The 14,152-nt window shown below is 74.9% G+C and carries 11 protein-coding genes; 7 read left to right on the top strand and 4 right to left on the bottom strand.

Annotated elements, in window-relative coordinates:
• Positions 1 to 72 precede the first annotated feature (72 nt).
• Genes ACGF7U_RS30010 through ACGF7U_RS29995 form a run of 4 tightly spaced genes read right to left on the bottom strand, consistent with a single transcriptional unit; the run spans position 73 to position 4,372 of the window.
• Entirely contained in the window at positions 73 to 1,119 is a 1,047-nt protein-coding gene (locus ACGF7U_RS30010) for a hypothetical protein (protein ID WP_393112412.1), read from the bottom strand.
• Between the two features lie 50 nt (positions 1,120 to 1,169).
• Positions 1,170 to 2,243, bottom strand: coding sequence for an alcohol dehydrogenase catalytic domain-containing protein (locus ACGF7U_RS30005; protein ID WP_393112410.1), 1,074 nt, complete (start codon positions 2,241 to 2,243; stop codon positions 1,170 to 1,172).
• Complete coding sequence (locus ACGF7U_RS30000; RefSeq protein WP_393112408.1) at positions 2,240 to 3,658, bottom strand: aldehyde dehydrogenase family protein; 1,419 nt, start codon at positions 3,656 to 3,658, stop codon at positions 2,240 to 2,242. Before ACGF7U_RS30000 ends, ACGF7U_RS30005 begins: the two co-directional genes overlap by 4 nt.
• 48 nt (positions 3,659 to 3,706) lie before the next feature.
• Positions 3,707 to 4,372 (bottom strand): TetR/AcrR family transcriptional regulator, encoded by a 666-nt coding sequence (locus ACGF7U_RS29995; protein WP_393112406.1) that lies wholly within the window; start codon positions 4,370 to 4,372, stop codon positions 3,707 to 3,709.
• A gap of 88 nt (positions 4,373 to 4,460) precedes the next feature.
• Between ACGF7U_RS29995 and ACGF7U_RS29990 the strand changes: the two genes are divergently transcribed.
• From ACGF7U_RS29990 to ACGF7U_RS29960, 7 genes are all read left to right on the top strand, one after another.
• Complete coding sequence (locus tag ACGF7U_RS29990; RefSeq protein WP_393112404.1) at positions 4,461 to 5,609, top strand: acyl-CoA dehydrogenase family protein; 1,149 nt, start codon at positions 4,461 to 4,463, stop codon at positions 5,607 to 5,609.
• A 16-nt stretch (positions 5,610 to 5,625) separates the two neighbouring features.
• Positions 5,626 to 6,384 (top strand): 3-oxoacyl-ACP reductase FabG, encoded by a 759-nt coding sequence (gene fabG / locus ACGF7U_RS29985; protein ID WP_393112402.1) that lies wholly within the window; start codon positions 5,626 to 5,628, stop codon positions 6,382 to 6,384.
• Between the two features lie 34 nt (positions 6,385 to 6,418).
• Entirely contained in the window at positions 6,419 to 7,591 is a 1,173-nt protein-coding gene (locus tag ACGF7U_RS29980) for an acyl-CoA dehydrogenase family protein (protein ID WP_393112400.1), read from the top strand.
• Positions 7,588 to 8,055 (top strand): MaoC family dehydratase, encoded by a 468-nt coding sequence (locus tag ACGF7U_RS29975; protein ID WP_393112398.1) that lies wholly within the window; start codon positions 7,588 to 7,590, stop codon positions 8,053 to 8,055. Before ACGF7U_RS29980 ends, ACGF7U_RS29975 begins: the two co-directional genes overlap by 4 nt.
• A gap of 1,486 nt (positions 8,056 to 9,541) precedes the next feature.
• Positions 9,542 to 10,351 (top strand): SigB/SigF/SigG family RNA polymerase sigma factor, encoded by an 810-nt coding sequence (locus tag ACGF7U_RS29970; RefSeq protein ID WP_393112396.1) that lies wholly within the window; start codon positions 9,542 to 9,544, stop codon positions 10,349 to 10,351.
• 335 nt (positions 10,352 to 10,686) lie between these two features.
• The gene (gene rfbB / locus ACGF7U_RS29965; RefSeq protein ID WP_393112394.1) at positions 10,687 to 11,697 is read left to right on the top strand and encodes a dTDP-glucose 4,6-dehydratase; all 1,011 of its coding nucleotides are present in this window, start codon (positions 10,687 to 10,689) and stop codon (positions 11,695 to 11,697) included.
• A 202-nt stretch (positions 11,698 to 11,899) separates the two neighbouring features.
• Entirely contained in the window at positions 11,900 to 14,137 is a 2,238-nt protein-coding gene (locus tag ACGF7U_RS29960; RefSeq protein ID WP_393112392.1) for a heavy metal translocating P-type ATPase, read from the top strand.
• The last annotated feature ends 15 nt before the right edge of the window (positions 14,138 to 14,152 follow it).

The raw sequence follows: 14,152 nt of genomic DNA, 5'->3' as shown, positions 1-14,152 counted from the left end.
CTACTTGAGGATCGCGCAGATAGGCCGAACCGTTGTGGACCAGTCTCCCGGCCCTGACTCCTCGTGCGGCCGCTATGACGGAAAGTCCCAGAGATGGACCGGGTCGCAGTGGGCGCTGCTGATGATCACGGGGCGGCTGTCGAGGCCGGCCACCCGCAGCCCGAACACCCTGCCGCGGTGACCCTGGAACGGCCGGCCCAGCAACCGGCGCTCGGCCAGGTCCCACACGCAGACGGTGCCGTCCCTCGCCCCGGTGACGGCGCACGGACGACCGCGCACGCTGCCGGCGGTCAGGCAGCTGATCTCGTCTCCGGGCACGGTCAGGGGTTCGTCCCACTCGTTGGACGCGGGGTCCCCGAGCGCCAGGCTCTGCCCGCCCGCCGCGACGACCCGCGTGCGACCCTCCACCGTGGCCAGGGCGAACTCGGTGGGCGTCTCGTCGAGGTCGCCGAACGCGGCGAGGTGCCGCTCCGCCTCGACGTCCCAAACGAGCACGCCGCCATGCCGTCCGCCGGCCACCACGACCGGCCGGCCTGCCCACAGCCCCGCCGCCGCCGCGCTGCTGGCCCGTGACTGGCACGCCAGGTCCTCGATGCTCACGAGGGAGTCGTACGGCGAGGGCTGCTCGGGCCCTGTCGCCGGAGCGTCCTCGTCGTCCGGGTCGCCGTCGTCGTGCCAGTCCTGCGGCTCGGCGACGGACGGGTCCCACAACTCCACGCCCCACGTGCCGGCGAACCCGACGAGCAGCCTGGAGCGGTCGCCGAAGTCGGCTCTGACCGTCGAGGCCGTGCCGCCCTCCTGCGCGCCCAGCCGCACCCTGCCCGCCGCCAGGTCCCACATGGCGAAGCCCTGGTGCTCGCCCCCGCCGCCGATCACGATCCGGCCGTCGACCGTCGCGGCACCGACCGCGGTGAGGTCCGTGAGGGGGAAGTTCTCGTCCGGTACGTCGAGCTCGAACGTGGCCCAGCGGTCGCGGGCCGGGTCCCAGGTGCACGCGAGCCGGTCCTTGCGGGGACTGCCGACGACGATCAACCTGCCGTCAAGAGTGACGAGATCGAAGTCCACGATCTCGTGGCAGTTCGGAGGCAGACCGGAGATCAAGAGGGAGTGGGTGGACACGGCGGACATCCTGCCAGCCACCCCTGACAGTCAACTCGCCAACGGTCCGCTTAGGGCCGCACGACGGTGCGGGCGCCCTCGCCGCGGGCCATCCGGCCGAACGCCGCCGCAGCACCGTCCAGGTCGCACCGGTCGGTGATCAGGGGAGCGAGGTCGAGGGCGCCGTCGAGCACGGCCCGGGCCAGCTCGGGCACGTCCCGGTCCGGATCGGACGAGCCGTAGACCGAGGAACGCAGCGTCCGTGCCGAGTGGAAGATGTCCAGCGCGCTGAGGCCCACCACGTCGTCCCTGGCGCCCATGCCGACCACGATCACCTGGCCCCCGCGCCGGGCGGCCCGCCAGGCCGTACGGATGGTGGCGCTGCGCCCCACGCACTCGATCGCGTGGTCGACGCCCCGGCCCGCGGTCCGTTCGCGGATCGCCCGGTTGACCGACTCGTCGGCGAGCAGGAACTCGGTGGCGCCCGCGGCGCCGGCCAGCTCCGCCTTGCCCGGCGAGACGTCGACGGCGAGCACCGGATCCGCTCCGGCCGCCCGCGCGGCGGAGACCGCCGACAGCCCCACCCCGCCGAGCCCGATGACGGCCACCGAGTCGCCGGGGGCCACCCGCGCGGTGCGGCGCACCGCGCCGGCGCCGGTGAGCACCGCGCAGCCCAGCAGCGCGGCGGCCTCGAACGGCAGCTCCGCCGGCACCGGGATCACCGCGTCCTGCGCCACCACCACCGCGTCGGCGAGCGCGCCGAGGCCGAGCGTGACGTGCAGCGGCTCGCCGGCCGCCGTCCGGCCCCGGGCGGCCGCGGGAGTCCCGGAGCGCTCGCAGAGCCACGGCTCGCCGTGCCCGCAGTACCAGCACCGCCGGCACGGCGGGGCCCAGTTCAGCACCACGTGCGCGCCGGGCGCGACGCGGGAGACGCCCTCGCCGACCTCGGTCACCACGCCCGCGGCCTCGTGGCCCAGCACCAGCGGGTACGGCGGGGCGATGGTGCCGTCGACCATGGACAGGTCGGAGTGGCAGACCCCCGCGGCCCGAATGTCCACCCGCACCTCACCCGGCCCGGGCGCGGGCAGGTCCACCTCCTCCACCCGCAGCGGCTCGCCCACCGCCCGGGCGACGAGCGCCCTCACCGCTGGATGGCCTTGGTCTGGAGGAACTCGTCGAGCCCGTAGCGGCCCAGCTCCCGGCCGAGGCCGGACTGCTTGTAGCCGCCGAAGGGGGCGAGCGGGTTGAACGGGGCGCCGTTGACGTCGACGGCGCCGGTACGCAGCCGCCGGGCCACCCGCAGCGCCCGCTCGGCGTCGGCCGACCAGACCGCCCCGGCCAGCCCGTACCGGGAGTTGTTGGCGATGGCCACCGCCTCGTCCTCGTCGTCGAACGGGATGACCGCCAGCACCGGGCCGAAGACCTCCTCCTGGGCCAGGGCGCTGTCCGGGTCGACGTCGGCGATCACCGTCGGCGCGACGAAGAAGCCGCGCTCGGGCAGCGGGGCCTCCGGCCCGCCGGCGACCAGCCGGCCCCCGTCGGCCAGTCCTCGGGCGACGTGGCCGTCGACCCGTTCCCGCTGCGCGGCCGAGACGAGCGGGCCGAGCCGGGTGGCCGGGTCGAACGGATCGCCGAGCCGGTAGCCCGCCGTGGCCCTGGCGGCCAGGTCCAACGCCTCGTCGTAGCGGTCGCGGTGCACCAGCATCCGGGTCCAGGCGGTACAGGTCTGGCCGGAGTTGAGGAACGCGTTGCCGACCCCCACCTTCACCGCCGTGGCCAGGTCGGCGTCGTCGAGGACGACGTTGGCCGACTTGCCGCCCAGCTCCAGGGCGACCCGGGCGATGCGGTCGGCGGCGAGGTGGGAGATCCGCCGGCCGGTGGCGGTCGAGCCCGTGAAGGAGACCATGTCCACGTCCGGGTGCGCGGCGATCGCCTCGCCCACCACCGGGCCGGTGCCGGTGACCAGGTTGACCACCCCGGGCGGGAAGCCGGCCTCGTGGATCGCCTCGAACAGCAGGTACGCGGTGAGCGGCGTCAGCTCGCTGGGCTTGAGCACCACCGTGCAGCCGGCCGCCAGGGCGGGGGCCAGCTTCGCCACGACCTGGTGCAGCGGGTAGTTCCACGGGGTGATCGCCCCGACCACGCCGACCGGCTCCCGGACCACCAGCGAGTTGCCGACGGTTTCGTCGGCCGTCGGCCGGGCGGCCAGCTCGACGTAGCTGTGCAGGACGGCGAGCGGCAGGCCCGCCTGGACCCGGGTGGCCACCTTCAGCGGGGTGCCGAGTTCCAGCGCGACGGTGCGGGCGATCTCCTCGGCCCGGGCGCTCAGCGCGGCGTGCAGCCGGTCCAGGCGCGCCGCCCGGTCGGCGGGCGCGGTGTCGGCCCAGCCGGGGAAGGCGGCCCGGGCCGCCGCGACGGCCCGGTCGACGTCGGCCGCCGTGCCGGCCGGCACGGTCGCGACGACCTCCTCGGTGGCGGGGTTCCGCACCGCCACGGTCTCCCCGGGCCCGGCGGTGACCCACTGTCCGTCGAGGTAGAAGGCGGTCCGTGCGAGATCCATCGCGCCCCTCACGTACGTCGACCGAAACTAGCAGTGCAAGTTTTGACCTTAGTACGCCGCGGCGTCCGGCGGGAGGGGTGGCAGCGGGCCGATGTGTGCCTCGTACGTGCGCGACAGCCCGTCGATGAGCGCGTCGAGGCCGAGGGCGAACGCCCCCTCGTCCACCTGCTGCTGGTGCTCGGCCAGCCGGTGGGCCTGGGTCAGGTGCGGGTACTGCTCCGCGTACAGCCCCGGATCCTCGACGAAGCCCCGGGCGAACGACCCGAGTGCCGAGCCGGCCACGAAGTAGCGCATCAGCGCGCCGATGTGGGTGGCCCGGGCCGGCGGCCACCCGGCGGCGACGAGTCCGCCGTAGACGGCGTCGGCCATGGCCAGCGCGGCCGGCCGCCGCCCCGGCCCCCGGGCCAGGTACGGCACGATGTTCGGGTGCGCGGCCAGTGCCGCGCGGTAGGAGTGGCCCCACCGGCGCAGCGCCTCCCGCCAGTCGACGTGGCCGAAGAACGACACGTCCACCTGGCCGGTGATGCTGTCGGCGACCGCGTCGAGGATCTCGTCCTTCGTGGCGAAGTGGTTGTAGAGCGACGGGCCCCGCACCCCGAGTTCGGCGGCGAGCCGGCGGGTGGAGAAGCCCTCCAGCCCCTCGGCGTCGATCAGCGCGGCGGCGGCCTCGACGATCCGCTGCCGGCTGAGCAGCGCCTGCCGTGGCCGGGGCATCCGTTCCTCCTCCTCGGGATGGGTCCGCCGCAGACTCTGCCACACGGGGTCTGGACGGAATTAAACTTGCACCGCTAGTTTATGCCGCATGGACCTTCAGCTCTCCGCCGAGCACGTCGCGGTCCGCCGGCTCGCCGCCGACTTCGTGGACCGGGAGGTGCGGCCGCACGCGGCGGCCTGGGACCGGCGGGAGTCGGTCGACCCGGACGTCGTGGGCAAGCTCGGTCGGCTCGGCTTCCTCGGGCTGACCATCGGCGAGGACGACGGCGGATCGGGCGGCGACCATCTCTCCTACTGCCTGGTCCTGGAGGAACTGGGGCGGGGCGACTCGTCCGTGCGGGGCATCGTCTCGGTCTCGCTCGGCCTGGTCGCCAAGTCCGTCGCCGCGCACGGATCCCCGGAGCAGCGGGCGCAGTGGCTGCCCCGGCTCTGCTCCGGCGCCGCGCTCGGCTGCTTCGCGCTCACCGAGCCGGACAGCGGCTCGGACGCCGCCGCGCTGAGCACCCGGGCGGTCCGCGACGGCGGCGACTGGCTGATCACCGGCGCGAAGATGTTCATCACCAACGGCACCACCGCCGACGTCGCGCTGGTCTTCGCCCGCACCGGCGGGCCGGGGCACCGCGGCATCACCGCGTTCCTCGTGCCCACCGAGGCCGCCGGCCTGACCCGCCGAGAGATCCACGGCAAGCTGGGCCTGCGCGGGCAGGCCACCGGCGAGCTGCGCTTCGACGGCGTACGGGTGCCCGACTCGGCGCGCCTGGGTGAGGAGGGCGCCGGCTTCCGGCTGGCCCTGGGCGCCCTCGCCAAGGGCCGGATGTCGGTGGCCGCCGGCTGCGTCGGCATCGCCCAGGGCTGCCTCGACGCCGCGGTCTCCTACGCCGGGCAGCGCACCCAGTTCGGCAAGCCCATCGCCGGCCACCAGCTCGTGCAGCAACTGCTCTCCACCATCGCCGTCGACACCGCCGCCGCGCGGCTGCTGGTGTGGCGGGTGGCCGACCTGATCGACCGGGGCGAGCCGTTCGCCACCGAGGCGTCCATGGCCAAGCTCTTCGCCAGCGAGGCCGCCGTCCGTGCCGCCGACAACGCCGTCCAGGTCTTCGGGGGGTACGGCTACATCGACGAGTACCCGGTCGGCAGGTACCTGCGCGACGCCCGCGTCGCCACCCTCTACGAGGGCACCAGCCAGATCCAGCACCTCCTCATCGGCCGCGCGCTCACCGGCGTGAACGCCTTCTGACCCCCAGGGAGCAACCGTGACCAGATTCGCCGACCGGGTCGCCGTCGTCACCGGCGCCGCGCGGGGCATCGGCGCCGCCACCGCCCACCGGCTGGCCGCCGAGGGCGCGGCCGTCGCCGTGGTCGACCTCGACGCGGAGCGCAGCCGGGCCGTCGCCGACGAGATCACCGCGGCCGGCGGCCGGGCCGTCGGCATCGGCTGCGACGTGACCGACCCCGACGCGGTCGCCGCGACGACCGACCGCGTGGTCGAGACGTACGGCGGGCTGCACGTGCTGGTCAACAACGCCGGCATCACCCGCGACGACCTGCTGTTCAAGATGCCCCTGCCGGCCTGGCAGGCGGTGCTGACCACCAACCTGACGAGCATGTTCCTCTGCTGCCAGGCGGCGCAGCGGCACATGGTCGAGGCCCGTTACGGGCGGATCGTCAACCTCAGCAGCCGCTCCGCCCTCGGCAACCGCGGGCAGGTCAACTACGCGGCGGCCAAGGCCGGCGTGCAGGGCCTGACCGCCACCCTCGCCATCGAGTTGGGCCCGTTCAACGTCACGGTGAACGCCGTCGCCCCCGGCTACGTGGCGACCGCGATGACCGCCGCCACCGCCGAGCGGGTGGGCAGCAGCCCGGAGGAGCACCAGCGGATGGTCGCCGAGCACACCCCGCTGCGCCGGGTCGCCCAACCGGCCGAGATCGCCTCGGTGATCGCCTTCCTGGCCAGCGACGACGCCTCGTACGTCAGCGGCCAGACCCTGTACGTCAACGGTGGCGCGCGCTGAGTCGCGCGTAGCACCTCACGGACCCGGAGGGGACATGGACTTCGCGCTATCCGACACCGAGCGGGCCATCCGCGACACCGCCCGCGACTTCATCGCCAGGGAGGTGGCGCCGCTGGAGCATGAGCTGCTCCGGCGGGAACGCGAGCACCGGCCCGGGCTGGAGCCCGGCGAGCTGCGCGAGTTGCAGCTCAAGGCGCGCGCCTTCGGCTTCTGGGGCCTCGCCACCCCCGAGGAGTACGGCGGCATGGACCTGCCGGCCGTCACCCAGTCGCTGATCTGGACCGAGATCGGCCGCTCGTTCGTGCCGTTCCGGTTCGGCGGCGAGGCCGACAACATCCTGTTCCGTGCCAACGAGGAGCAGAAGCGGGAGTTCCTGCTCCCGACGATCGAGGGCGAGCGGCGCAGCTGCTTCGCGATCACCGAGCCGGGCGCCGGCTCCGACGCGGCCAACATCCGGCTCAGCGCCCGCCGCGACGGCGGCGACTGGGTCCTCAACGGCGAGAAGACCTTCATCACCGGCGGCAACGAGGCGGACTTCGCCATCGTGATCGCCGTGACCGACCGGGAGAAGGGCGCCCGCGACGGCGGCGCCACCGCCTTCCTGGTGGACCGGTCGATGGGCTGGCGGTCGGAGTTCATCCCGACGATGGGCGAGGGTGGGCCCGCCTCGCTGATCTTCTCCGACGTCCGGGTGCCGGAGCGCAACATCCTCGGCGAGCCGGGCCAGGGCTTCGCCCTCGCGATGGAGTGGATCGGCAAGGGTCGTTACACCATCCCCTCGCACGCGGTCGGCATCGCCGAACGGGCCCTGCGGATGGCCGTCGAGCACGCCAACACCCGGCACACGTTCGGCCGGCCGATCGGCGAGAACCAGGCGATCCAGTGGATGATCGCCGACTCCGAGACCGAGCTGGAGGCGGCCCGGTGGCTCATCCTGCGGGCCGCCTGGACGGTGGACCAGGGGATGGATCCCCGGCACGCCTCGTCGATGGCGAAGCTCTACGGCGCCGGCATGGTCAACCGGGTGGTCGACCGGGTGCTCCAGATCCACGGCGGCATGGGATACACCCGGGAGCTGCCCATCGAGCGCTGGTACCGGCAGGTCCGGCTCTACCGGATCTTCGAGGGCACCGACGAGATGCAGCGGCTGATCATCGCGCGGGACCTGCTGCGCGGCTACACCAAGCTGGGCGGGCACCTGGCATGAGGACCTTCGCCTCCCTCGACGAGCTGACCGCCGCGGTCGGCGAGACCCTCGGCCCGGGCGACTGGCAGCGGATCGACCAGAGCCGCGTCGACCTCTTCGCCGACGCCACCGACGACCACCAGTGGATCCATCTCGACCCGGAGCGGGCCGCCGCCGGCCCCTACGGCGGCACGATCGCCCACGGCTTCCTCACCCTGTCCCTGCTGCCGGCGCTGGTCGGCCGGCTCTACCGGGTGCAGGGGGTGCGGATGGGGGTCAACTACGGGCTCAACCGGGTCCGGTTCCCCGCCCCGGTACCGGTGGGCAGCGCGGTGCGGGCCACCGCCACCATCGCCGGCGTGTCCCCGGTGGACGCCGGCGTGCAACTGGTCACCGGGGTCACCGTGGAGTGCGACGCCGGCACCAAGCCGGTCTGCGTCGCCGAGACCGTCAGCCGGCTCTACCTCGGGCCGGCGGCCGGCTGACCCGGCTCCGCCCTCGGGCCGGCGGCCGGCTGACCCGGCTCCGCCCTCGGGCGGTGTCGGCTGACCCGGCTCCGCCTCGGGCCCGTGCCGGCCGTGTCGGCTGCACCGGCAGCGCGGCGGCCTCGTGCGGGTCGGCGCGCCGACCTCGCCCACCATCCGGTGCGTCGGCCGCCGTGGCGCCGGGCCAGACGCGCCGGCGGTGTGGATCTTCACCGCGCCCGGCAGCCGGCACGCCACTGCGTCGACGCCGCCGTTGGGCGCGGCCGGAGCATGTCCGGCGAATGGCAAGGAAACGTCATGGCCGCCGGGCGACCCTCGTCGCACGGTCCGACGGGGGGATGGGGGTGTACAGCATGCGGCGCGAGCCAAGCTGGGGCTGACCCATCGGTGCGCGGGCGTGGCCCGGTGCCCCAGCCCGGGCCACGCCCGTCCTCTCCCGAGGGACGCCGGCGACCTCGGGGGCGTCAGGCGACGAGACGTGTGAACGGCACGGGTGGGGCGAGCAGCGGGTCGTCCGGGAACACCGTGGCCGTGCCGCCGAACGGGCTGTCCGTCCGGGTTCTCGCCGGTGGCCGAGGCGCCCGCACCTTCGGAACGCGCGGGCGGCGTCCGGTTCGCGCTCGCCGCGGGCGCGCCGGCGGAGTGGTTCGTCGCGGCCCGGTTCCCGGCGGTCCGGCTCCGACGGCCGTCGCGGTGCGTCCCCGGCCGTCGCGGTGCGTACCCGGCCGCCGCGGGACGGCGTCGGGGCGAATCGCCCGCGTGCGACCCGCCCAGCCGGCCACGGGCCGATCCGGGACCCCGCCCGACGCTCCTGCCCTCCGAATCCGTCCGGTGGGGAAGCCGCGCGACCACGACCAGGGCTGTCACCCGGCCCAGTCCCTCCCGAGGCGGCGGCGCTCGTCGGCCGCCCGATGCGGCACGCGGGCCAGGTGGGGGACGGCGCGTAGCCCTCATCCCGCCGACGACGTTGCCCGGGACGGGTCGGGGCAGGGCGCCGAGCCGGTCCAGACAGCCGGCGGTCCGGGCGGCGAACACGAGAACGGAGTCGAGCACGCCGTGGAAGAGCCTTCCGCGCGCCAGGAGGGCGCCGAACAGCACGCCGGTGCCCACGTCGATCCCGCCGAGCAGCCCGGTCGCCACGAGGGCCGGCCACGGGCGGGGCAGCCGGGCGCCGCCTTCGACGACCAGGCGGTCGAACGCCTCCACGGTCTCGTGCTGGGGTCGACCCGGCCGGCCGGAGGGGCGGCGACGGGTGTCGCCCAGGCGGGCGTGTCGCCGTTCTCGTGGCCGCAAACCCGCCCGCCGGGTCGGCCCGGCATCGGGAGACGGAGGACGGGACCATCCCCGTCCAGGCCGTTTTTCGATGCTTTGATTGCCTCTGTCCATCGGCCGTTCGGTTGATATGGCGGCAACCTTTGGTCTAGGGTGGCTGCACTGCGGTCGACGCTTTCGGCGCCGCCGTGCCGTGCGGGACAGGAAGGCCAACATGATCACCACGACCACCGTGCCGACGACCACCACCGACGCCAGCACCCCGGCCGTCGGCGACGAGTCCCGCGCGAGCGAGCTGATCACCGCCCTCGCCGCCCTGCCCGAGGGACACCCCGACCGGCCGGCGCTGCGGGACCGGGTGATCGAGGCGTGGTTGCCGCTGGCCAACCACCTCGCCTACCGCTACAGCGGGCGCGGCGAGCCCACCGGTGACCTCGCCCAGACCGCGGCCCTCGGGCTGATCAAGGCCGTGGACCGGTTCGACGCCTCCCGGGGCGTCGACTTCGCCGGCTTCGCCATCCCGACGATCCTCGGCGAGATCAAGCGCCACTTCCGTGACCGCACCTGGAACATCCGGGTCCCGCGCCGGCTGCAGGAGCTGCGGCTGCGCATCTCCGAGGCCAACGGCGTCCTCACGCAGACGCTCAACCGGGCCCCGACGGTCGCCGACATCGCCGTCCACCTCGACATCACCGAGGAAGAGGTCTTGGAGGGCCTGGAGGGCGCCCGCGCCTACAACGCCGTCTCCCTGTCCACCCCCATCGGCGACGGCGACAGCGCCACCGAGCTGGGCGACACGCTGGGCGCCGAGGACGGCGAGTTCGCGCTGGCGGAGCTGCGCGCCGCCCTCGGCCCGGCGCTCGCCACCCTCGACGAGCGGGAGCAGAAGATCCTCACCCTGCGCTTCTACGGCAACCTGACGCAGAGCGAGATCGCCGCTCAGGTCGGCGTCTCCCAGATGCACGTCTCCCGGCTGCTCGCCCGCGCCCTCGACAAGCTGCGCGGGCAGCTCACCGACTGCTGACCCCCGCTCCCGTCGCACGGCTGGTGCAAGGGCCCTTTCGCACGCCTCCGGCGTGGGAAGGGCCCTTGCCGTGCGTGGCGCGGGTGCGCGGGCGCCGCATGCGGACCGCCGCCGGGGCGGCGCGTCGCTTCCGCCCGGTCGCCCGCCCAGGCGCCGGTCCGGGTGTACGCCGCAATGCCCGGCCGCCCGTTGCGCCGCGCGGCCGGGCAGACTCGTCGGGGTGGAGCACCCACGCGGGCCGGCCGACGGCGGGACGCGTCGCGGGGACCGGCCGGACTCGCCGACCGACCCTCCGGTGCCGCCTCGGGGCCCGTCGGCGAAGGTAGGAGAGCAGAATGAGCACGATTCTCGTCACGGGCGCGGCGGGCTTCATCGGGTCCAACTTCGTCCGCCACTGGCGCCGCGCCCACCCGCGGGACCGGGTGATCGCCTTCGACCTGCTGACCTATTCCGGCACGCTGACCAACCTCGCCGACCTCGAAGACACGGTCACCTTCGTGCGGGGCGACATCCGGGACCAGCCGGCGGTGGAGCGGGTGCTGCGCGAACACGGCGTCGACGTGGTGGTCAACTTCGCCGCCGAGTCGCACAACTCGCGTGCGGTGCTGGGCCCGACGGCCTTCTTCGAGACGAACGTGCTTGGCCCGGTCGCCCTGATGGAGGCCGTCCGGCGGGTCGGCCACGACGGCATCCGCTTCCACCAGATCTCCACCTGCGAGGTGTACGGGGACATGGCGCTCGACGACCCCGGCGCCTTCACGGAGGACTCGCCCTACCTGCCGCGTACCCCGTACAACGCCGCGAAGGCCGGGGGCGACCACGCGGTGCGTGCCTTCGGCCACACCTACGGGATCCCCTTCACCATCACGACCTGCGCCAACAACTACGGGCCGTACCAGTTCCCGGAGAAGGTGATCCCGCTGTTCGTCACGCACGCCTTGCGGGGCAGGCCACTGCCGGTCTACGCCTCCAGCCGCAACCGCCGGGAGTGGCTGCACGTGGCCGACCACTGCCGTGCGGTGGAGGCGGTGCTGCTGCACGGCCGGCTGGGGGAGACGTACAACGTCGGCAGCGGCGTCGAGGTCGACGTCGAGACGCTCGCCGACGCCGTGCTCGCGGAGCTGGGCCTCGGCCCCGAGATGAAGCGGCGGGTGCCCGACCGCCCCTCGCACGACCGGCGCTACCTGCTCGACTCCGGCAAGCTGCGGGACGAGCTGGGCTGGGCTCCGAGGATCGGGTTCGACACCGGGCTGACGGAGACGATCGCCTGGTACCGGGAGCACGAGAGTTGGTGGCGGCCGCTGCTCGACCGCGTACAGGTGGCGGAGGAGACCGCCTGGCGGTGAACCGGCGCTGAAGCCGCGGACCGGGTGGGCGGACCGTGGCGCGGGTCGCGCCGATCGGGGCGATCCCCGGCCCGGCGGCCCCCGGTTTTCCTACAGTGGTCGTGCGGCCTGTCGGGCGCGCCGGCTGCCCGTCCCGGGCGCCGGGCCGCGCGGCGGGGGCCGATGGCCCCGGCCCGGTGTCGGGGCGGAAACGGGGGTCCGGGTGTTCGCACGGGCGTTCCGCGCGGCCCGCCCGCGCCGTGGCGCGACCCGCTCGGCCGGCGGCCACGGCCACGGCGCAGCCGCGCCCGGCGGGCCCGGCCGGCGCGACGACCACGCCGGCTCCGGCCGGCGTGACGACCACGCCGGGCACGGCGGTCCCGCGCGGTCCGACCGGCAGGGTGGTGCCGGCGGGCACGGCCCCGAGCAGCCCGGCGGGCACGGCGGGCACGGCGGGCACGACAAGCATGCCGGGCACGACCCCGCGCAGTTCCGCCGGAAGTTCTGGCTGAGCCTCGCCCTCACCGTGCCGATCGTGCTGACCAGCGACCTGGTGATGGACTGGCTCGGCTACACCCTGGAGTTCCCCGGCAGGAGCTGGGTGGGCCCGGTCCTCGGCTCGGTGGTCTTCTTCTACGGCGGCTGGCCGTTCCTGGTGGGCGCCGTGCGGGAGGTCCGCGACCGCGCCCCCGGGATGATGCTGCTGGTCTCGATGGCGATCACGGTGGCGTACGTCGCCTCGGTGGCGACCAGCGTGGGCGCGTTCGACCTGGACTTCTGGTGGGAGCTGGCGGCGCTGGTGACCATCATGCTGCTGGGGCACTGGCAGGAGATGAAGGCCATCGGCCAGGCGCGGGGCGCCCTCGCCGCGCTCGCCGCGCTGCTGCCCGACGACGCCGAGCGGCTCGGCGACGACGGCACCCCGCACCGCGTGCCGCTGGCCGACCTGCGGGTGGGCGACGTGGTGCTGGTCCGCTCCGGGGGCCGGGTCCCGGCCGACGGCTCGATCGTCGACGGCGCCGCCGAGCTGGACGAGTCGATGATCACGGGGGAGTCCCGGCCGGTGCCGCGCGGGGTCGGCGACCGGGTGGTGGCCGGCACGGTGGCCACCGACTCCACGCTGCGGGTGCGGGTCGACGCGGTCGGCGAGGACACCGCGCTGGCCGGCATCGGCCGGCTCGTCGCGCAGGCGCAGGCGTCCGGCGGCCGGGCCCAGGTCCTCGCCGACCGGTTCGCCGCCACCCTCTTCTACGTCGCCACCGCCGCCGCGCTGGTCACCTTCGCCGCCTGGTGGGCGCTGGGCGACCCGGACCAGTCCGTGGTGCGATCGGTGACGGTGCTGGTGATCGCCTGTCCGCACGCGCTCGGGCTGGCCATCCCGCTGGTGGTCGCGCTCTCCACGGCGTTGTCGGCCAAGGCCGGCATCCTGGTCAAGGACCGCCTCGCCCTCGAGCGGATGCGCACCGTCGACGCGGTGCTGTTCGACAAGACCGGCACCCTGACCAAGGGCGCCCACACGGTCACCGCCACGGCCGCCGCCGGCGGCACCACCGAGGAGGAGGTGCTGCGGGTCGCCGGCGCGGTCGAGGCCGACAGCGAACACCCGCTCGCCCGCGCGCTGGTGGCGGTCGCGCGGGAGCGCGGTCTGAAGGCGACCGCCCGGGACTTCCGGTCCCTGCCCGGCCGGGGCGTCCAGGCCGTCGTCGACGGAGCCACCTGGGCGGTCGGTGGTCCGGCCCTGGTGCGCGAGCTCGGGGCGAACGTCCCGGACGACCTCGCCGCGGCGACCCGGGGGTGGTCGGCGCGCGGCGCGGCGGTGCTGCACCTCCTGCGGCTGCCCGCCGACGGCCGGCCGTCGGCGGTGGGCGCCTTCGCCCTCGAGGACGAGGTGCGCCCGGAGGCCCGCGCGGCCATCGCCGAGCTGCGCGAGCACGGCGTACGGACGATCGCGATGATCACCGGCGACGCCCGGCCGGTCGCCGAGGCGGTCGCCGCGGACCTGGGCTTCCGGCCGGGGCTCGACGAGGTCTTCGCCGAGGTGCTCCCCGCCGACAAGGACCGGGCGGTCGCGGACCTGCAGGCCCGCGGGCTGACCGTGGCGATGGTCGGCGACGGCGTCAACGACGCCCCCGCCCTGGCCCGCGCCGACGTCGGCGTGGCGATCGGCGCCGGCACCGACGTGGCGATCGAGTCGGCCGGCGTCATCCTGGCCTCCTCCGACCCGCGCGGCGTCACCGGCGTGCTCCGGCTGTCCCGGGCGTCGTACCGGAAGATGATCCAGAACCTGGCCTGGGCCGCCGGCTACAACGTGGTGGCGATCCCGCTGGCCGCCGGCGTCCTGGCCTGGGCCGGCATCGCGCTAAGCCCGGCCGTCGCGGCGGTGCTGATGTCCGCCTCCACCATCGTGGTGGCCGTCAACGCGCAGTTGCTGCGCCGGGTGCGGCTCACCCCCGGACAGTAGGCCCAACGGTCGGCG

Origin of the sequence: Micromonospora sp. NPDC047670 (assembly GCF_043204915.1) — a bacterium.
Taxonomy (GTDB): domain Bacteria; phylum Actinomycetota; class Actinomycetes; order Mycobacteriales; family Micromonosporaceae; genus Micromonospora.
Note: the sequence above shows the minus strand (reverse complement) of the source record. Positions and strands in the feature narration are given on the sequence as shown.